The 18,425-nt window shown below is 71.1% G+C and carries 16 protein-coding genes; 6 read left to right on the top strand and 10 right to left on the bottom strand.

Features of this window, described 5'->3' with window-relative positions; all coding sequences use genetic code 11:
* The 7 genes from ACGFWE_RS32470 to ACGFWE_RS32440 all read right to left on the bottom strand — a co-directional run bounded on the left by ACGFWE_RS32470 (nucleotide 1) and on the right by ACGFWE_RS32440 (nucleotide 6,350).
* Nucleotides 1-594, bottom strand: coding sequence for an ATP/GTP-binding protein (locus tag ACGFWE_RS32470; protein WP_352381934.1), 594 nt, complete (start codon nucleotides 592-594; stop codon nucleotides 1-3).
* A complete protein-coding gene (locus ACGFWE_RS32465; RefSeq protein ID WP_352381932.1) occupies nucleotides 581-940 on the bottom strand; it encodes a DUF742 domain-containing protein in 360 nt (119 codons plus the stop codon). The genes ACGFWE_RS32470 and ACGFWE_RS32465 overlap by 14 nt, the downstream gene beginning before the upstream one ends.
* 1 nt (nucleotide 941) lies before the next feature.
* Nucleotides 942-1,364: a roadblock/LC7 domain-containing protein gene (locus ACGFWE_RS32460; RefSeq protein ID WP_007385469.1), complete on the bottom strand. Its 423-nt coding sequence runs from the start codon at nucleotides 1,362-1,364 to the stop codon at nucleotides 942-944.
* A gap of 10 nt (nucleotides 1,365-1,374) precedes the next feature.
* On the bottom strand, nucleotides 1,375-3,792 hold the full coding sequence (locus ACGFWE_RS32455; protein WP_393603560.1) for a nitrate- and nitrite sensing domain-containing protein: 2,418 nt from the start codon (nucleotides 3,790-3,792) through the stop codon (nucleotides 1,375-1,377).
* Nucleotides 3,793-3,860: 68 nt separating this feature from the next.
* On the bottom strand, nucleotides 3,861-4,871 hold the full coding sequence (locus ACGFWE_RS32450) for a substrate-binding domain-containing protein (RefSeq protein WP_393603558.1): 1,011 nt from the start codon (nucleotides 4,869-4,871) through the stop codon (nucleotides 3,861-3,863).
* A 286-nt stretch (nucleotides 4,872-5,157) separates the two neighbouring features.
* Nucleotides 5,158-5,685 (bottom strand): DUF6114 domain-containing protein, encoded by a 528-nt coding sequence (locus tag ACGFWE_RS32445; RefSeq protein WP_393603553.1) that lies wholly within the window; start codon nucleotides 5,683-5,685, stop codon nucleotides 5,158-5,160.
* Nucleotides 5,685-6,350 carry a DUF6230 family protein gene (locus ACGFWE_RS32440; protein WP_352381925.1) on the bottom strand — a complete coding sequence of 222 codons (666 nt, stop codon included), beginning with the start codon at nucleotides 6,348-6,350 and terminating at the stop codon, nucleotides 5,685-5,687. Before ACGFWE_RS32440 ends, ACGFWE_RS32445 begins: the two co-directional genes overlap by 1 nt.
* Before the next feature lie 662 nt (nucleotides 6,351-7,012).
* On the opposite strand from ACGFWE_RS32440, the gene ACGFWE_RS32435 reads away from it, so the two are divergent.
* On the top strand, nucleotides 7,013-7,675 hold the full coding sequence (locus tag ACGFWE_RS32435) for a Tat pathway signal sequence domain protein (protein WP_352381923.1): 663 nt from the start codon (nucleotides 7,013-7,015) through the stop codon (nucleotides 7,673-7,675).
* 18 nt (nucleotides 7,676-7,693) lie between these two features.
* On the opposite strand, the gene ACGFWE_RS32430 is transcribed toward ACGFWE_RS32435, so the two are convergent.
* A complete protein-coding gene (locus ACGFWE_RS32430) occupies nucleotides 7,694-8,644 on the bottom strand; it encodes a lytic polysaccharide monooxygenase (protein WP_393603550.1) in 951 nt (316 codons plus the stop codon).
* A gap of 390 nt (nucleotides 8,645-9,034) precedes the next feature.
* Here ACGFWE_RS32430 and ACGFWE_RS32425 point away from each other — a divergent pair, with 390 nt between their 5' ends.
* The gene (locus ACGFWE_RS32425; RefSeq protein ID WP_393603548.1) at nucleotides 9,035-10,819 is read left to right on the top strand and encodes a S8 family serine peptidase; all 1,785 of its coding nucleotides are present in this window, start codon (nucleotides 9,035-9,037) and stop codon (nucleotides 10,817-10,819) included.
* A 79-nt stretch (nucleotides 10,820-10,898) separates the two neighbouring features.
* Here the strand turns inward: ACGFWE_RS32425 and ACGFWE_RS32420 are convergent, their stop codons facing one another.
* A complete protein-coding gene (locus ACGFWE_RS32420; protein WP_393603546.1) occupies nucleotides 10,899-11,561 on the bottom strand; it encodes a ScbR family autoregulator-binding transcription factor in 663 nt (220 codons plus the stop codon).
* Between the two features lie 501 nt (nucleotides 11,562-12,062).
* Between ACGFWE_RS32420 and ACGFWE_RS32415 the strand changes: the two genes are divergently transcribed.
* From ACGFWE_RS32415 to ACGFWE_RS32400, 4 genes are all read left to right on the top strand, one after another.
* Nucleotides 12,063-12,221, top strand: a complete 159-nt coding sequence (locus ACGFWE_RS32415) for a hypothetical protein (protein ID WP_393603544.1) — start codon at nucleotides 12,063-12,065, stop codon at nucleotides 12,219-12,221.
* A gap of 70 nt (nucleotides 12,222-12,291) precedes the next feature.
* Nucleotides 12,292-12,939, top strand: coding sequence for a ScbR family autoregulator-binding transcription factor (locus tag ACGFWE_RS32410; protein WP_352381913.1), 648 nt, complete (start codon nucleotides 12,292-12,294; stop codon nucleotides 12,937-12,939).
* Nucleotides 12,940-12,989: 50 nt separating this feature from the next.
* Nucleotides 12,990-14,141, top strand: a complete 1,152-nt coding sequence (locus ACGFWE_RS32405; RefSeq protein ID WP_393603541.1) for a damage-control phosphatase ARMT1 family protein — start codon at nucleotides 12,990-12,992, stop codon at nucleotides 14,139-14,141.
* Nucleotides 14,142-14,214: 73 nt separating this feature from the next.
* Entirely contained in the window at nucleotides 14,215-14,967 is a 753-nt protein-coding gene (locus ACGFWE_RS32400) for a class I SAM-dependent methyltransferase (RefSeq protein WP_393603539.1), read from the top strand.
* On the opposite strand, the gene ACGFWE_RS32395 is transcribed toward ACGFWE_RS32400, so the two are convergent.
* On the bottom strand, nucleotides 14,925-18,191 hold the full coding sequence (locus tag ACGFWE_RS32395; protein WP_393603538.1) for a tetratricopeptide repeat protein: 3,267 nt from the start codon (nucleotides 18,189-18,191) through the stop codon (nucleotides 14,925-14,927). The genes ACGFWE_RS32400 and ACGFWE_RS32395 overlap by 43 nt on opposite strands.
* Nucleotides 18,192-18,425 lie beyond the last annotated feature (234 nt).

Genomic DNA, 18,425 nt, shown 5'->3' with positions numbered 1-18,425 from the left:
CTATTCGACGGCCGCGGCGATCAGCAGGTCCATGAGGGCGATCAGCACGTCCCGGGACGACTCGCGGCGCCGAGCGTCGCACAGCACCACCGGAACGTCCTCCGGGAGGGCGAGGGACTCCCTGATGTCCTCGGCCGGATAGGGGTGCCGGCCCTCGAAGCCGTTCACGGCGACGACGAAGGGGATGCGCCGGCGTTCGAAGAAGTCCACCGCGGCGAAGCTCGACTCCGGGCGGCGGACGTCGATGAGGACGACCGCGCCCAGGGCGCCGACCGCGAGGTCGTTCCACATGAACCAGAACCGCTGCTGGCCCGGGGTGCCGAAGAGGTAGAGCACGAGTTCGTCGCTGATGGTGATCCGGCCGAAGTCCATGGCCACGGTGGTGGCCCGTTTCTCCTCGATCCCCGCGAGGTCGTCGATGCCCAGGCCGGCGACGGTGAGGGGTTCCTCCGTGCGCAGCGGGGTGATCTCGCTGACCGACCCGACCATGGTGGTCTTGCCGACGCCGAAGCCCCCGGCGATGAGGATCTTGACGGTGTCGGGTGCCGCGGGAGTACCGGCTGCCCCGGTCGCGAGCGTGTCAGAGCCGGCCAAGGCCTTCCCTCACTTTCTGCAGCAGGTCCAGGTCCGGGGAGCGGGGCGAGACCGGGCGCGGCGGGCGCGCGGTGATCAGGCCCGCTTCCAGCAGATCGCACAGCATGATCACGACCACGCTGACCGGAAGGTCGAGCAGCGCGGCCAGCTCCGCCACGGCCACCGGGCGGGCGCACCGGCGCAGGATGCGGGTCTGCTCGGCCTGCGGCCGCGGGGCCCCTTCCGGCGGCGGATCGACCGCGGTCACCGTCGTGATGAGGGTGAAGTCGGCGCGGCTGGGCCGGGTCCGTCCGCCGGTCAGGGCGAACGGTCGCACCAACCGGCCGGACGCGTCACTGTCGGTCACCTCACCCGCCGGTGGGGCCGATGCCGGCCCGTGGTGCCGCGCTCAGGTGCTCGCCGATCTTCTTCACCAGCATGTTCATCTGGTACGCGACGACCCCGACATCGGCGTTCGGCCCCGTGAGGACGACGAGGTGGGCGCCGGGCCCCGCGGAGGTGAGGACGAGGAAACTGTTGGCCATCTCGATGAGCGCCTGGCGCACCGGGCCGCCCCGGAAGTCCATGCTGACGCCCTTGCTCAGGCTCATCAGACCGGACGCGGTCGCCGCCAGCCGCTCGGCGTCGTCGCGCAGGAACCCGGTGGACTTGCTGACGACCAGCCCGTCCTCCGAGAGCACGACCGCCTGCGTCACGTCGGCGACCCGCTCCACGAGTCCGGTGAGCAGCTGGTCCAGCTGGGTGTGCGTGGCGGGGGTGGGGCGTGTCATGGCATGTCCTTCATGAGCGATCGGTGTGGGGAGTACGGGCGGCGACGGGCGGACCGTTCGTGTCGGCGGTGCACACTTCCTCGGGGGTGTCGAGCGGGTCGTCCTCGTCCCGGGCACGCAGCGTGCCGCGCTGGAACCCGGCCAGCGAGGAGGCCGCGTGGTCCGCGGTGAACTCGTCGGCGTCCTCCTCCTCGCGAACGGCCGAGGCCTCCTCACGCAGCTCGACGGCGAGACTGGTCTGCGGCACCCGCCGGGGGAGCGGGGTGAGGCCGCCGGGACGGAGGGTGCCGGTCTCAGGCGCCACGGGGTCCGGCCGGGGCCCCGTCCGCCCGGACCCGGCCCCGGCCGCCGACTCCGCGTCCGGCACACCCACCGACTCCGCCGAGTCCGTCGTACGTTCCGTACCGGTCGGGGGAGCCGTAGCCGCGTCCGTCTCCCCGGCCGTCACCCCCGCGCTGGCCGCTCCCGTCACCTCGCCCCGGCCCTCCGGCTCCGGTTGGTCCTCCTCCCGTACGACGATCTCGTGCGGGATCAGGACGATCGCCGTCGTTCCGCCGTACGGCGAGGAGCGCAGGGTCACCTGGATGCCGTGGCGGTTGGCGAGGCGGGCGACGACGAACATGCCGAGGCGAAGGTCGTCGGCGAGGGCGACCACGTCGAACTTGGGGGCCTGGGCCAAGTGGGCGTTGAAGGCGGCGTACTCGTCCTCCGACATGCCGAGGCCCCGGTCCTCGACCTCGACGGCCAGCCCCTTGGCGACCAGCCCGGCCCGTACCCCGACCGGACTCGGCGCGGGGGAGTACAGCGTGGCGTTCTCTATCAGCTCGGCCAGCAGATGGATCACGTCCGCGACCGCGGGCGGGGCCAGGCAGACCTCCTCCTCGGTGTGCACCTCCACCCGCTGGTACTCGGCGACCTCACCCACCGCACTGCGCAGGATGTCGATCAGCGCGACCGGCTCGGTCCAGCTGCGCCGCGGCTGCCCGCCGCTGATGATGACCAGGTTCTCCTCGTACCGCCGCAACTGGCTGGCCGTGGAGTCGAGTTCGTACAGCCCCGACAGCACGTCCGGGTCCTGGTGCTCGCGTTCCAGCGTGTCCAGGCGGCTGAGCTGCAGGTTGACCAGGTTCTGGCTCTGCCGGGCGATCCCGAGGATCACCTTCTGGAAACCCCGCCGGGTGTCGGCGAGTTCGACGGCGGTCACCACGGCCGTGCGCTGTGCCGCGTTGAACGCCTTGGCCACCTGGCCCAGTTCGTCCGAGCCGTAGTCCAACTCCGGTGCGGCCCGGTCCACATCGACCTTCTCACCCCGCTCCAGCCGCGCGACCACGTCCGGCAGCCGGTCCTGGGCGAGGCCCAGTGTGGCCTCCCGCAGGCCCCGCAGCCGCCGGGACAGCGAGCGGGTGATCCGCCAGGACATGACGAGGCAGATCAGCAGCGCGATCAGACCGCCCGCGCTCAGCGACGCCGCCGTCAGCAGCTGCTCGTGCGCCTTGTCCGCGCTCCGGGTCAGCAGAGCGGAGGTCTGCTGCCGGATCAGGCCGGTGTAGCGGACGGAGACCTTCTCCATCGCGGCCGTCCACCGCTTGCCCGCGTCCGGCAGGGCCACCCGCCCGGTGCCGGCGGCCGGCCGCGCGGCGAGGACCTGGTCCTCGACCGCCGTCAGGGTCCGCCAGTCCGCGCTCGCCAGGATCCGCTCGGTCTGCGTCTTCGCACTGCCGTTCAGCGCGGGCACGATCTGGTCCTGGACCAGCCACCGGCGCGTGTTCACCAGCTGGACGAAGTTCTCCCAGGCCTTCTCGTCGAGATGCCCGGACGGCCAGGCCAGGGTGAGCGCCACGTCCTCCTGCGAGGTCAGCTCCGCCGCGTGCTCGAGGGCGACGAGCGGCCCGGCCTGCGAGGTGAGGTCACCGTCGTCGACCTGCGAGAGCTGCTGGAAGGCGTGTATCTGGGCGTCGATGATCGACGTGTACTGGTCCAGGGCCTGCTCGGCGGTGATGTCGGTGGGGTGGTCCACCTGGTCGCGGTAGTACTCCAGGCTGCCCACCGAGCCGAGGACGGAGTACAGCTGGTCGGCGATGCGCGCCGGCGCCCGCTGGATCTCCTCGGACCGCCCCACCAGCTTGGCGACCGCCGCGTCCGTGGCCGCCCGCTTCTCGTCCAGGGCGGCCCGGGAACCGGGCACCCTGGCCAGCCGGGCGGCGGACATCGCGCGTTCCCCCTGCAGCGCGAGGGTGGCCTCGGTGCCCATCGCACCGGTCGACCTGCTCAGGTCGGTCTGCGAGCGCAGCCGTAGGCCCTCGGAGAACAACTGCGTGGTCGTCACACCCCACATCGCCGCAAGCGTGACGCTCGGCACCAGCGCCAGCATGATGAGGGAGAGACGTATGGAGCCGAGGCGGCGCCGGGCGCCTTTCCGGTCGGGCATGGTCGTCCTTGGGCGGTGGGGTGTTCCGGGGAGGGGGAGCGGTTGTCGGGACGGGGAGGTCAGGGAGGTCACCGGGTGCCGGCGGCGGCGAACCTCGCGACCGCGGCGACGTTCGTGCGGGTGACGAACGCGGGCCCGGTGAGCACGGGAGCCACACCGCCCCCGCTGACGTTGCCGTTGGTCTTGTACAGCCACAGCGAGTCCACGGCGAGGTAGCCCTGCAGGTAGGGCTGTTGGTCCACCGCGAACTGCACGCTGCCGGCGCGGATCGCCCTGGTCAGGTCGCTGTTGAGGTCGAAGGTGGCGACCTGGGCCTTGCTGCCGGCGGCCTTCACCGAGTCCACGGCGTCCAGCGCGAACTGCGCGCCGAGCGTGACGACCTCGTCGATGCCGGGGTCCTGCCGCAGCCTGGCGGTGAGCACGGTGTCCACGGCCTCGGGGTCGGTGCCCTCCACGTACAGGTTCTCGGTCTCGCCGCCGAACGTCTTCTTCACACCGGCGCAGCGCGCCTCCAGGGCGACGTTGCCCCGCTCGTGGATGACGCACAGCGCGTGCTTGACCTTCAGGCCGTTCAGCTTGCCGCCGACGGCCGCGCCGGCCTCGATCTCGTCCTGGCCGAAGTACTCCAGCAGCCCCTGCGACTTCCAGGCGTCGATACCGGAGTTGAGGCCGACCACCGGGATGCCGGCCGCCCGCGCCGCGGCCACCGGGGCCTTCATCGCGGCCGGCTTGGCCAGCGTCACCGCGATGCCGTCGACCCGGTCACCGATCGCGTCGCGCACCAGCCGGGCCTGCCCCGCCGGATCGGAGTCGTTGGCGTACGTCAGCTCGATGCCGTCCTTCGCGGCGGCGGCCTCGGCCCCCTTCTGCACGAGCTCCCAGAAGGCGTCTCCTTCGCCGCCGTGGGTGATCAGGGCGACCCGCAGCCCCGCGGAGTCCGCCCCTTTCGCGGCGCTCGTACCCGTGTCGAGCCGCGAGTCGCCGCCGGAGCAGCCGACGAGCAGCAGGAGGGCGACGGAGGTGAGGGCGGCCAAGCGCAGGGATCTCACGGAAGTCCGAGGTGGGGGAGGAGTGTTCATGGGGTGCGGCACCTCGCTGTGCGGCCTCGCAGGCGGAACGCGAAAGTGCGGCCGGACGCGGGCGCGTCGGCCGGTTGAACTTTCACTGGCCAGGAGCCAACCGCGTGTGACCGCCGGTAGTCAAGTGATCAGCCCCTTGTAATGACTTCTCGGTTCCGCATCGTAATGATCTTCACGTCGACGTGAATGCTCGGGGAACGCGTCGGACCGCGCAGGCTGCCCGGTGCGTGAGGGCGTGCCTGCGCGGTCGCGGCTGTGGAAAAGGAAGGGGGCTCCGCGTCCGGGGCTACTGCGCGGTCCTCGGTGTGACGACCACCGTTCCCGACTGAGCCGTGTGGGGGTCGGTGCCGGCCGGGCCCGTCTCGGTCGGACCGTCCTGTGTCGCCTGCTGGGCAGGACCGCGGCGGTCGCGGCGGCTCACCCGCGCGTCCTGGTCGGGCAGCCAGCCGAAGGTCAGGACGCTGCCCACGACCCCCAGCAGGAGGCCGACCATGAAGCCGCCCATGTTCGAGGTCACCCAGGTGCCCATGGAGACCAGCACGCCGGTGATCGAGTAGAAGAGGCGCTGGTCGGGGCTGAAGAGGATCAGGAGCCCCAGCAGCACCATCAGCGTCGGCAGGAGGTAGCCCGCCGCCCCCTGCATCCCGACGTGCAGGACGACCTTCACCGAGGCCTTCATGGTGAGCAGGATCCATGCCCCGCCCAGGGTGAGCCACAGCCCGCCGAAGAAGGGCCGTCCGTACACCCAGCGGGTGAACGCGTCCTGGCCGGCCGCGGGCTGCTGCTGAACGCCCTCCGGCTCCTGCCCCTCCATCAGCAGGCCTTGCTGCTGAAGCTCAGCTTGAGGCCCGGCAGCTTGAAGACACCCGCCGTGGTGGCGTAGTTGGTCTGCCGCAGGGTGTCGATGTACACGTGGTCGGCCTGCTGGCTGAAGACACCGAGGGGACCCTTCACGCCCGCCTTGGTGAGGGTGCTGGCGTCGTTGCCGATCTCGATGTTGTCGAATTTGGCGTTACCGGACATCTCGGTCGAGTCCGTGGTCAGGTCGGTCGCCTGGACCTTGTCCTTCCCGTTGCCCGCCTCGATCTTCAGGTTGGTGCCGCCCAGGTCGACGCTCTGGCACAGCTTGGAGAGGGTCGCGCTCTTGATGGCGGAGGTCACGACCAGCACCTGGCCACCGGTGTCACCGGCGTTCGGGCTGTTGTCCGCCATGTTGTCGAGGCCGCCGAACTGCTCGAACCCGGTGCCGTCGAGGCTCTCCGCGGTGACCGTGAAGGGCATGCCGGAGATGGCGAACTGGACGCCCAGCGCGCCCTGGGCGGTCATGATCGCGAGACCCGCGGTGATCGCGACGGCCGGCACGGCCATGATCGCGGCCCGACGTCCGCGGACCCGCCCGCGTCTCGCGGGGCTGTCGGGGGCTTGGGGTGCGGAACCGCTTTCGGGGGTCTCGGAGGTGGTGCCGACGGACGAGGCCATGTGCTGCTCCCAGGGACATAGTCAACGCAAGTGGGGCTCACGTGCGGATGTGCGGCTTCAGGGCTTGCTGTCCTGGCGCGGACGGTGGCTGCGGTGCACGTCTCCTCCCGGCCCCCGGCGGCTGCAAGGGCTTTCCCGTACTCCGCAGTAACGCCACGGAAGTTACCGGCGGTTACGCCCGTGGGTCAAGCAAGTTGTGAGTAAAGGGTGTTGATTATGTGCCAGCCGTGATCAACAAGGCCCCTGACGACGGCAAAACCCGTCGATCGAAGATCAACTCCCGTGCCACACCTTGACGTTGACGGATGATCAGGTCTACAACTCTCCCTGGCTTCCCCGGATCCGTGGCGCCGGATCCAAGCCGTCGGGCGGCACCTGACCGCATTCCCGGACCAGCTGTCCCTCACGGGCTCTTCACTGCCCGAGTCCGACCCTCCACGGCACCCGCACCGGCCGTTTCCCCCTGGGCCGTACCGGGATCGCCCTTTCTCGCCCGGCCCGGCCGGAGCCCTCCCCCATAGGGCCACCGGCCGGTCGCCGGCCCGATGCCGTTGCCGGTCCGTCACGTACGGAGAAGGCGTGACGGTCGGCAACGGCGGACGCCGACGCGCGTCCGCGCCCCCCACACACCCACCCTCACCTCATGAAAGAGGCAATCCCCCATGCGTATGCGTTCTCTGCTCTCCCTCACCGCCGCTGCCGCCGCCTTCGCGCTTCCCGTGGCCGTGGCCGCGTCCGCCCCCGCCGCCGCGGACGACGTCGCGGTCCTCACCACCGGCTCGGTCGGCGGCCCCGGCGTCGCCGAGGGTACGACCATCAGCGCGTCCCTGGCCGCCGGCACCAACGCGACCCTCTACTCCAGCTCGACGGGCACCAGCGGCATCAGCTGCACGGCCTCCACCTTCACCGCCACGGTCGGCAGCAACCCTGCCGCGCCTGGCACCGCCGTCGAGTCCCTGACCGGGCAGACCTTCAGCAACTGCACCTCGAACGTGGTCGGTGTCCTCGGCGTCACCAGCATCACGGTGAACAACCTGCCGTACACCACCGACGTGTCCTCCGACGGCACCGTCTCCGTCACCCCCGCGAGCGGTTCCGCCATCCAGACCACCGTCGTGCTGCGCACCCTGCTGGGCAGCGTCAGCTGTGTCTACCAGGCGGCGTCCGGCCTGGCCGGCACGGCAGACAACACCGACAACAGCATCAAGTTCGCCAACCAGCAGTTCACCCGGACGTCCGGTTCCTCGCTGTGCCCCGCCAACGGTTTCTGGACCGCGAAGTACAGCCCGGTGACCGCGGGCGGCGAGCCGGTCTACGTCAACTGAACTCCGTAACCGCGTAGTTCAGCGTCGGCGCAGACGAAGCGCCAGGGCGGCGCCCCCGGTGAGCACCAGCACCGCGGCGGCGCCGCCCGCCATCATGGGCGCGGACGGTCCGGAGCCGGGATCGGCGTCGGCGGCCACCGGAGTGGAGTCGGGGACGGCGGCACCGCCCGCCGAACGGACCACCGAAGGACTCGGCGTCGGCGCCGGGGCCGACGTGGACGGCACCGGACTCTTCTCGGGCTCCTTCGCCTTCTCCTTCTGCACCGCCTTCGACGGCGAGGGCGACGCGGCGGCGCCCGCCCCGGCCCCGCCCTTGTCGGCCGCCGCCGGGAACACCACGTCCGAGCACGAGTAGTACGTGTCCGCCGTACTGCTGTTCTGCCAGATCGTGTACAGCACCTGCCGGCCCGTCCGGTTCTTCGGCAAGGTCATCCTGATCCGGTACGCGCCGTCCGTCAGCGCCGGGTCCTTCACCTGGGCGAACGGCTGCTCCGGAAGATCGGACCATGTCAGCGGCTTCGACGGGTCGTAGCCGGGCTCGGTGAGGTACATGCGGAACGTGCCGGTGTGCGGGATCGTCGAGACGTACTTCATGGTCAGCGTCGCGCCGGGGGACAGGCGGGTGGCCGGCCAGTCGGAGCGGGCCAGGTCGAGACCTTTGTAGGCGGGCAGGCCGCCGCTGCACAGCTTGCCGTCGGGGATCGTCCGACGGTCACGGCCGTTCACGTTCGCGACCCTCAGGTTGTCCCACGCCGTGAAGGGCGAGCCGTTCGCCGCCACGGCGGCCCGGCACGCGGCCGTGCCCGAGGAGGCGCCGTCGGGGGAGCAGGCGAAGACCCGGCTGACCGGATCCGTGGGAGCGCCGTGGGCCTGCGCGGGCGCCGCCGCGAACACGGCCAGCAGGAACGGGGACAGGGCGGCGAACGCCGCACTCGTACGGCGGGCGGTTGTCCAGGGCATCCGGGCCATCCGGAACGCCTCCTCGGGCGGCGCGGGAACTACGGGCTTCCGTGCAGTACGGAACGCGACCCTCACGCGTTCACCGGCGCACCGGACTGTCCGCCCTCCAGCTGACGTGATGCAGACCCGGCAAAGCGGCCATCCATGGTCAACCGGCCACCGCGCAGGGTGAGTTTCCGGCCGGGTCAAGGGTTTCCCCTGTATCCGCATGACCTGCTCTTTGCCTATCGTTCGACCACAGCTGACCCACAGGTAACCCCGAACGGGTCATGCGCCTCCAGCTGGCCGGCCGCCGCGCTCCTGGCTTCACCCTGCCGCTTCACCCCCCGCCGCTTCACCGACGAAGCGATTCGACCGCCGCTCCGCGCTGCCCGGAGCACGGCCCCGAAAGGCAAGCCCTTGCGTACCTCCCCCTCCCTCCGGCGGAAGCTGATATCCGCCGCCGCCGTGTCCGCCGCCCTGGTCTCGGTCGGTACGGCCTCCGTCGCCGTCGCCCAGGACACCCGCGTCCAGGAGGCCACCGTCCCGGCCGCGCTCACCGAAGCCGCCCCCGGCATCCAGGCCGAGCGCCTCATCGTCGGCTACAAGTCCGGCGCCGCCGAGGCCACCTCGAACAAGGCGGCCGAGGCCGACGCCGCCGCCAAGGACGCCGACTTTCAGCGCAGACTCGGCACCGGCGCCGCCCTGGTCGACCTGGGCGCGGACCCGAGCAAGGCCGAAGTGGCCGACGCCGTCGCCGAGTTCAAGGCCGACCCGCAGGTCGCCTACGTCGTACCGGACCGCCTCAACAAGCCGCAGGCCGACCCGAACGACACCGAGTACGCCAAGCAGTGGGACCTGTTCGAGTCCACGGCCGGCATGAACGTGCCTGGTGCCTGGCCGACGTCGACCGGCAGCGGCGTCACCGTCGCCGTCATCGACACGGGCTACGTCACCCACTCCGACCTCGCCGCGAACATCGTCGGCGGCTACGACTTCATCTCGGACACCGCGGTCTCCGTCGACGGCGACGGCCGCGACAGCAACCCGGCCGACCCGGGCGACTACTACGCGGCCAACGCGTGCGGCGCGGGCATCCCGGCCTCCAGCTCCTCCTGGCACGGTACGCACGTCGCCGGCACCATCGCCGCGGTCACGAACAACGGCAAGGGCGTCGCGGGCATCGCGTACGGCGCGAAGATCTCCCCGGTGCGCGTCCTCGGCAAGTGCGGCGGCTACGACTCCGACATCATCGACGCCATCACCTGGGCGTCCGGCGGCACCGTCTCCGGCGTGCCCGCCAACACCAATGTCGCCAAGGTCATCAACATGAGCCTCGGCGGCGACGGCGCCTGCACCTCGGCGACCCAGACCGCCATCAACAACGCCGTCGGCCGCGGTACGACCGTCGTCGTGGCCGCCGGCAACGACAACGAGAACGTCTCCGGCCACTCGCCCGGCAACTGCAACAACATCATCTCGGTCGCCGCCACCAACCGCGCCGGCGCCAAGGCCTCCTACTCCAACTACGGCTCCCTGGTGGACATCTCGGCGCCCGGCGGCCAGACCAGCACCGGCACCGCCAACGGCATCCTCTCCACGCTCAACTCGGGTGCCTCGACGCCCTCTTCGGAGTCGTACGCCTACTACCAGGGCACCAGCATGGCCACCCCGCACATCGCGGGCCTGGTCGCCCTCGTGAAGTCGGCGAACCCCTCTCTGACCCCGGCGCAGATCGAGACCGCCATCAAGAACAACGCCCGTCCGCTGCCGGGCGCCTGCTCGGGCGGTTGCGGCGCGGGCCTGGCCGACGCGGCGAAGACGGTCGCGGCCGTCAGCGGCGGCGGTACGACGACGGGGACGACCTTCTCCAGCACCACCGCCGTCGCCGTCCCGGACAACGGCTCCGCGATCGAGTCCCCCCTCACCGTCAGCGGCCGCAGCGGCAACGCGCCCTCGACCCTCCAGGTCGGCGTCGACATCACCCACACCTACCGCGGTGACCTGGTGATCGGCCTGGTCGCCCCGGACGGCACGGTGTACAGCCTGAAGGCGGCGAGTTCCTCGGACTCCGCGGACAACGTCAACACCACCTACACCGTGAACGCCTCCTCCGAGACAGCCAACGGCACCTGGAAGCTCCGCGTCCAGGACACGGCGGCGCAGGACACGGGCACGCTCAACGGCTGGAAGCTGACGTTCTGAGCGAACTCCCCCGAACGAGCGGGCCGGCCGGTGCGGATGGGGCACCGGCCGGCCCCTCTCGCGTTGCGCCCGCGCCCGATCACACCTCCGCGCCCACCAGTTCACCCTTCGCGAGGGACGCCAGCACCCGTGCCCCGCGGTCGGGCCGGCTGTCGATGCCGACCAGCAGCCCCGGCACCGCGATGCTCGGCAGCAGATGGGCCCACATCACGGAGATCCGGTGCCCGAGATCATCCCGCCCGCTCAGCGCCCGTGACATCAACTGCACCCCGGCGAACGCCCCCACCAGCAGATCCGCCGTGTCCCGCGGCTCCACCGTCGGCAGCAACTCGCCCTGCTCCCGGGCCGCTTGCAGCACCGCCACCAGATGCTCGCTCCACTGCCGGAACGGCCCCGTGTGATCGACACCGGGCGGCGCGCACTGGTCCACGGTCAGCCGCACGCTCCCCTTCAGAAGGGAGTTGGTCCGCAGCCGCTGCCCGAAGACGAACGTCATGTCGACGATCTCCTGCACCTTGCACGGACGCGGCGGAACGGCGCCCAGCGACAACTGCTCGTCAAGCACCGCCTGGGCCAGGGACTCCTTGGAGGGGAAGTGAAAATACAGGGCACCTTTGGTGACGTCGGCCCGCTCCAGGACCATCGCGATGGTGCTCGCGGCGTACCCGTGTTCGTCGAAGACGGCGCCTGCGGCCTCCACGATCGTCCTGCGTGTCCTGATGGCGCGCTCCTGTTTCGCCATAAGAACCCCTCCCATGCGCCGAGTTCGGATCTCGTCCGGTCTTGAGGTCACATTGAAAACAGACCGGAATCCCTCGTACTCTATCGCTCACCGTGCGGACACCTCACCGTCCGTCATCACATCGGAGGAACGAGGGGAACATGCCAGAGTTACGGCAGTTCGCGCAGGCCCCGGCCGGGCCCTGGTCCGGCCGGCTCGCCGTCACCGCCAGGCGGCCGTGCGCCCGCCAGTTACACGTGTCCCCAGATCGCTCGGCGCATGAGTTCCTGTTGGTTGCCGATGCAGTCCGCCGGTGCGGGGCGCTACTCGCCCACGAGGCGCCCCGCTACAGCATTGTCGTACGCCTCGGCGGTGAACGGGGTGTCCTGTGACTGCCCGGCCGCTGTGGATCAATACCGCATACCCTGTTTTCTTCGACACCTCTCTGAACCGCACCCCCGGCATGCTCCTCCTGAAGGCAGCCCGCCAGGCCGTACGGGCAGACGGAGGGGGGAGCGTCGCGTGCCGGGGGCGTTCCATTCCGCGTTCCACCAGTACGCGGAGCTCGACAAGCCGGTCTGGACACAAGTGAGCGACGAGGCCGGCAACGACGTACAAGTCATCGCGCCGCAAGGGGAGTCGGTGGTCTTCGAGTGCAGGGTGGGTGCCGTCAAAGGGTGAGATATCGTCTACAAGGAGTAAGAAGCAAACGGCATGGCCCGTTCTTTTCCGTACCAGGAGGGTGCAGTCGATGGTGAGGCAGTTACGCGCTGAACAGACTCGAGCGGCGATCATCACCGCTGCCGCCGATCTGTTCGACCGTCGCGGCTATGAATCGACCAGTCTCAGCGACATCGTCGCGCACGCCCACGTCACCAAAGGCGCGCTGTACTTCCACTTCGCGGCGAAGGACGATCTCGCGCACGCGATCATGGAGATCCAGTCGCGGGCGTCACGGCAGTTGGCGGGGGACGTGGACGCCCGGGGGTACACCTCGCTGGAGGCGCTGGTCCGGATCACCTTCGGGATAGCCCGATTGTCGGTGGAGGGGCCGTTGCTCCGGGCCGGACTTCGACTGGCCACCGGGGGAGTCGAGGTGCGGCCGCCACTGCGGCATCCGTTCACGGAGTGGCTGGACCTGGCGACGGGCAAGCTGCTGGGGGCGGTCAAGGAGTCCGACCTCCACCCCGACATCGATGTGGACGCGGTCGCGCACTCGCTCGTGTGCTCCTTCGTCGGCACCCGGGTGGTGGGGCGGCACCTGGAGCCGGTGGGACGGCAGCCGCGGCGGCTCGCGCAGATGTGGCACGTGATGATCCGGGGGCTGGTGCCGGTTCCACGGCGGGCGCGGTACCTGGCTCTGGTCAGTCAGCTGGAGCAGGAGAGCAGGGGCGGCTGAGCCGCACTTCGACGCGGCCCCGCCCGATCGAGGTGGCTACAGTCACCCGCATGTCTCCTTCCGCGGCCGTCATCCTCAGCAACGAACCCGGCTCCTTTCCGCACGGCGTGCTGGCCGAGCGGCATCCCGCGATCATCGGGCAGGTGCGGGAGGCGTTTCCCTACGGGCCCGAGCAGCACCGAGCGCTGGACGCGCTGCTCGACAACTGCACCAAAGGCGTGATCGAACCGCTCCCCGCCGGGGCGTGGGCCGAGTGGGGAATCGACGACCACGTCGGCAAGTCCTGGTTCGACGTGCCGTGGCTCTGGTCCGAGAGCTACTTCTACCGGCGACTTCTCGATGCCGTCGGGTACTTCGGGGGCGGGCCCTGGCACGGCATCGATCCCTTCCGGCCCTCCAAGCTCGCCGAGCTCGGCTCCCGCGAGACCGACGAGGAGCTGGCGGCACTGGACGAACTCGCCGCCCTGCCCGTCGAGGAGCGGGGGGCGGCCCTGTTGCACGGGTCGCTGTGGGGGAACCGGGCCGACCTCGGGTTCCGGCTCTCCGACGGGGAGGCCGAGGGACGGGACGCCGTGCCCGATCTGGTCGCCGACGACAGCGACCGGCTCCGGTCGCTGCTCGACGGTGCCGGCACCCTCTGCCTGATCGCCGACAACGCCGGACGAGAGCTGATCCCCGACCTCCTGTTCGTGGCGCACCTCCTCGAACACGGCCGTATCGAACGGGCCGTACTGCACGTGAAGCCGTACCCCTACTACGTCTCCGACGCGACCACCGCCGACGTGGTCGACGCGCTGCGCCGGCTCGTACGGGCGCCGGGGGAGGCCGCGGTGTACGGGCGGCGGCTGTGGAACGCCATGGCCGACGGGCGGCTCGAAGTCCGCGCGCACCCGTACTCCTGTGCTCCGCTGCCCTACGCGGAGATGCCCGACGACCTGCGTGCGGAGATCGCCGGGGCCGCGCTCACCATCCTCAAGGGAGACCTCAACTACCGGCGCCTGGTGGGCGACCGGTGGTGGGCGCCGACCACACCGTTCGCCGACGTGACCGCGTACTTCCCGGGACCGGTCGCCGCCCTGCGCACGCTGAAGTCCGATGTGATCACCGGGCTCGACGGGCGCACGGAGAGCGCGCTGGTCGAGGCGGAGGGGCGGCGCTGGCGGACGAGCGGCACCCATGCGCTCATCCAGGTCCGTCCCTGAGGAGCGTTATGCTGCCGACCTGTACCGGTGGGCTGCCTCACGTCCCGCCGACGGGCAGCGAAAGAGGACGTCATTGACCCCGCGGTACCTGAGCAATCCTGGGGAGCCCGTCTACGACGTGGACGCGCGGCGCTATCTCGACGTCACGGACGCCCCCGACGAGGCCGACCTGCACGACGTGTTCACGGACATCTACCGCACCAACCGCTGGGGCTCCGACGAGACCCGCTCGGGACCGGGCTCCGAGCTGCAGCGCATGAAGCGGGTGATCGCCCGACTCGGCGCCCTCATCAAGGACTTGGGTGTCCGTTCGGTGCTGGACGCGCCGTGCGGGGACCTGAACTGGATGCGGCACGTCGAACTGCACGGCGCCTCCTACCTCGGCGGGGACGTCGTCGCGGAACTCGTCGCGGCCAACCGTGCCGAACACCCCGGCCAGGAGCGGGAGTTCCAGCTGCTCGACTTCACCGCCCAGCCCGTGCCGCGCGTCGATCTCATCGTGTGCCGGGACGCCCTCGTGCACTTCTCCTACCAGCATGTGGTGGAGGCGCTGACCCGGTTCCGGGAGAGCGGCTCGCGCTATCTGCTCACCACGACCTTCTCCCGGACGGCCGCCAACACCGACATCGTCACGGGCTGGTGGCGGCCGATCAACCTCCGGCTCGCCCCCTTCCGGCTGCCCGAACCGCTCCAGGTCATCGGCGACGACGAGTCCGACGACTTCTACGACGACAAGACCCTCTCCCTGTGGGACCTGGCGCAGATCCCGGCACGCTTCCCGGGTTACGAGCCGGTGGCCGCCGAGTCGGGATCCCTGGGCGCCTGATCCTCGGACCGCAGTCGGGCGAGGGCCTCCTGAGCGGCCAGTGTCCGTGGATGCCGTAACCCCAGGACCTCCTGGCAGGCATCCCGCACCTCCGTGAACTCCGCCTCCGCAGCAGTGAGTTCCCCCTTGAGGCAGAGCAGTCCTGCGAGGTTGTGCCGCACCGACAGGGTGCCCGGGTGCCGGGGCCCCAGCGTCTCCACGCAGTCCGCGAGCACCGTCCGGTACTCCGCCTCCGCCTGCTCGACATGCCCGCGCAGATGCAGGACGTGCGCGGCGCCGTGCCGCACGGACAGGGTGAGCAGATGCTGTTCGCCCAGGACGGTCCGCCGGGCCTCGTAGACCTCCCTGAACTCCTGTTCCGCCGCGGCGAGCCGGCCCTGGTCCTTGAGCAGGTCGGCGAGGTTGTGGCGGACCGCGAGCGTGCCCGGGTGGCGGGGGCCCAGGGTCTGCACGCAGTCCGCGAGCACCGTGCGGTACTCGGTCTCGGCCCGGTCGGTACGGCCCCGCAGGTGCAGGACGTGTGCGGCACCGTGCCGTACCGACAGGGTGAGCAGGTGGTGTTCGCCGAGCACCTCCCGGCGTGCCGCGTACACCTCCCTGAACTCCGCCTCGGCCGCCTCCAGTTGGCCCCGCTCCATCAGCAGGTCGGCCAGGTTGTGCCGGACCACCAGGGTGTGCGGGTGCATGTCGCCGAGCAGTCTGCGCCGGACCTCGAAGACCTCCCGGAACTCGGTCTCCGCGTCACCGGGCCAGCCCCGGTCGCGCAGCACCGTGGCCAGGCCGTGCCGGGCGGCCACGGTCTCGGGATGGTCCTCGCCGTAGGTGTCGGCGCGCAGCCCGAGCACGGTACGGAACTCGTGCTCGGCCTCGGCCAGCAGACCGCGGTCCCGCAGCACGTCGGCGAGGTCGTGGCGGACGGCGAGAGTGCCCGGGTGGCGCTCGCCCAGTACGTCCGCGCACACCTGGAGCGTCTCCCGCAGCTCCTGCTCGGCCTGGCGGAACATGCCCCGCTCATGCAGCACTTGGGCGGTGTCGTGCCGGGCGGACAGCGTGTCGGGGTGGCGGTCGCCGAGCGCGTCGCGGTAGGCGTCGAGCAGCAGGCGGTGCTCCTCCTCGGCCTCCGCGAGCAGCCCGCGCTGCTGCGACATGCGGGCCACGCCCTTGCGGGCGGCCAGGGTCTGCGGGTCACGGTCGCCGAGCAGGGTGCGACGCGTCGCGTACACCGAGCGGTACTCGACCTCGGCCTCCGCCGGCCGGCCCCGGTCGCAGAGCAGCTCCGCGAGGGCGTACCGGGCGTCGGCGGTCTCACCGGAGCCGTCGCCGAACAGGGCACGCGTGTCCTCCAGGACCGAACGCACCAGTGTCTCGGCGGCGGCGAGCCGGCCCCGCAACTGGAGCAAGTGGGCGGCCGCCGACCTTACTTCGAGCGCGTCGGGATCCCGCGGACCGCACGCGAGCACCACCGGCTCGCACGCCCCCAGCACCTCCTCGGCCCGGTCCAGCCAGCCCCGCCGGATCAGATGCCGGGCCCCGGCCGCCGCCGCCCGCAGGGCCTTGGAGACCAGGTCGTCCTCCGCCTCGTAGGGGTCACCGATGAGGGCCAGCGGGGCGTCGCAGTGCGGGAGCAGCAGCCGCCAGCGCGGCCAGTCGCGCGGGTCGTCCTCGCTGAGCTCGGCGGTGGCGCAGACGACCAGGTCGGCGACAACGTCCGCGTACTCCCTCATGTGCTCGGCGAGGTCCCGCTGGAGCCGGCCGGCGTCCCGGACGAGGGGGTGCATCAGCAGGGTCCGCGTGTGGTCGTCGCCGCCCCGCGGGGTGTGCAGCTCGACCAGACCGAAGTCGGCGAGCGAGGTGAGCGCGGTGAACAGCTCCTGGGGTGTGACACCGGGCAGCAGCGTGGAGTCCGCCAGCCGATCGGGGCGCAACAGACCGACCAGCGGCACCGGCGCCTCGCCCAGACAGCACAACAGCCGCATCAGGGGCCGGGCCTGGACGATGCCCCGCCGCTCCAGCAGGTCCAGCGACAGCTCCCAGGTACCGGTCACGGGGACGGAGTAGTTGCTGCCCTGCCGGCCGGGCGGACGCTCGTCGAGGAGTTCGGCGAAGCGCTCGTCGAGGGCCACGCGGTAGTCGGCGTACGTCCGCACGGTCGTGGTGCCCGGCCAGGCGGGGAACGCCGAGGCCGCGGCGAGATGCGAGCCCGCGATGCGCAGCGCCAGCGGCAGCCCGCCGAGCCGCCGGGTCAGCAGCCGGGCGTCCTCACGTGAACCGGCCCGCTCCCCGGCGAGGTCCCAGAGCACCTCGGTGGCGTCGGCCTCCTCCAGGGCGTCGACCGAGTGCAGCGTGGCCCAGGGTCCCCAGGTCGTCGGGCTGCTGTCCCGGCTGGTGATCAGCACCAGGCCGGGCAGTTCCGCGGCGGGCCGGATCCAGCCTCTGCCCTCGGCCAACCGGCCGTAGGGCGCCAGGTGTTCGGGCTCGTCGGCGTTGTCCACCACCAGCAGCCAGGGGTTCGGGGTGTCGCACAGCCGCCGCCACAGCAGGTCGGTCGCGCTGGAACGCCCCGACCAGGCACGGTCGATGAGATCCGCCGGGGTGCCGAGCGCGGCCACCACTTCGCGCATCCCGGCGCTCAGCGTGGCGGGGTTCTTCGCCGTCACCCACCACACGTCGACGTTCAGCGCGGCGGCGTAGGCGGCGATCTCCAGGGCGACCGTCGTCTTCCCGCTCCCGCCCATGCCGTGCAGCACCCGCACACCCGAAGTCGGCTTGCCCACCAGCTGTTTGAGGGTGTCCAGCAGTGGCTCACGGCCGCGCACCCGGCGGTCGAGCCGGCCCAGCGGAGGCGCGACGGTCAGCGCCCCCGGGGCCCGGACGGGCTCCAGCGAGGGCTGCGCCTGCTGGAACTGGATGAAGACCGGGCGCGCGAAACCGGAGAACTCCTGGACGAACTCGGCCAGCCGACGGGACAGCGCGGGATCCCGGGCCAGCAGATCGCGCAGGGTGGTGTCCCACTCCTGCCGCTGCTCGCGCAGCATGATCTCCTGCCGGTCCGGCGGCGCCGCGTCGAGTGCCGCTCGCGCCCGGTCCAGCCGCTCGACGTCCTCCCGCCGCAGGAACCGCGCCATCCGCTGCCGGGCCGCATGCCAGGCGTCCGTGGTCATCAGTCCGACCATCGTGCCCGCGGCGGCTGCAGCGGTCTGGGTGAACAACTCTCCGCCGAACATCGAGGACCCCCCTGTCGGCACACACCTCGACGGTTACGTCCGAACCCCTCTCCCGTCTTCAGGTTCTCATGTCACGTGCCTCCGAGGGGACTTGATCCCGCCGATGAAGTGCGAAAAACGAGCCGTCCGGGTGTCTGGCCGGCCGTCTCGGTGGCCGTTTCTGTGGCGCGGCGAGGGATGAGCGGCGGCCGTCGCCTTGTTGGCCCAGGAGCACCACCCCCTGTCACCCCACCC

It is taken from the genome of Streptomyces sp. NPDC048523 (assembly GCF_043199815.1).
Classification (GTDB): Bacteria; Actinomycetota; Actinomycetes; order Streptomycetales; family Streptomycetaceae; genus Streptomyces.
Note: the sequence above shows the minus strand (reverse complement) of the source record. Positions and strands in the feature narration are given on the sequence as shown.

Bases quoted from the DNA above. Each gene is read 5' to 3' on its own strand.
- ACGFWE_RS32460 (WP_007385469.1), bottom strand. From the start codon at position 1,364: ATGACACGCCCCACCCCCGCCACGCACACCCAGCTGGACCAGCTGCTC.
- ACGFWE_RS32395 (WP_393603538.1), bottom strand. From the start codon at position 18,191: ATGTTCGGCGGAGAGTTGTTCACCCAGACCGCTGCAGCCGCCGCGGGC.
- ACGFWE_RS32435 (WP_352381923.1), top strand. From the start codon at position 7,013: ATGCGTATGCGTTCTCTGCTCTCCCTCACCGCCGCTGCCGCCGCCTTC.
- ACGFWE_RS32420 (WP_393603546.1), bottom strand. From the start codon at position 11,561: ATGGCGAAACAGGAGCGCGCCATCAGGACACGCAGGACGATCGTGGAG.
- ACGFWE_RS32430 (WP_393603550.1), bottom strand. From the start codon at position 8,644: ATGGCCCGGATGCCCTGGACAACCGCCCGCCGTACGAGTGCGGCGTTC.
- ACGFWE_RS32405 (WP_393603541.1), top strand. From the start codon at position 12,990: ATGTCTCCTTCCGCGGCCGTCATCCTCAGCAACGAACCCGGCTCCTTT.
- ACGFWE_RS32445 (WP_393603553.1), bottom strand. From the start codon at position 5,685: ATGGAGGGGCAGGAGCCGGAGGGCGTTCAGCAGCAGCCCGCGGCCGGC.
- ACGFWE_RS32455 (WP_393603560.1), bottom strand. From the start codon at position 3,792: ATGCCCGACCGGAAAGGCGCCCGGCGCCGCCTCGGCTCCATACGTCTC.
- ACGFWE_RS32450 (WP_393603558.1), bottom strand. From the start codon at position 4,871: ATGAACACTCCTCCCCCACCTCGGACTTCCGTGAGATCCCTGCGCTTG.
- ACGFWE_RS32440 (WP_352381925.1), bottom strand. From the start codon at position 6,350: ATGGCCTCGTCCGTCGGCACCACCTCCGAGACCCCCGAAAGCGGTTCC.
- ACGFWE_RS32410 (WP_352381913.1), top strand. From the start codon at position 12,292: ATGGTGAGGCAGTTACGCGCTGAACAGACTCGAGCGGCGATCATCACC.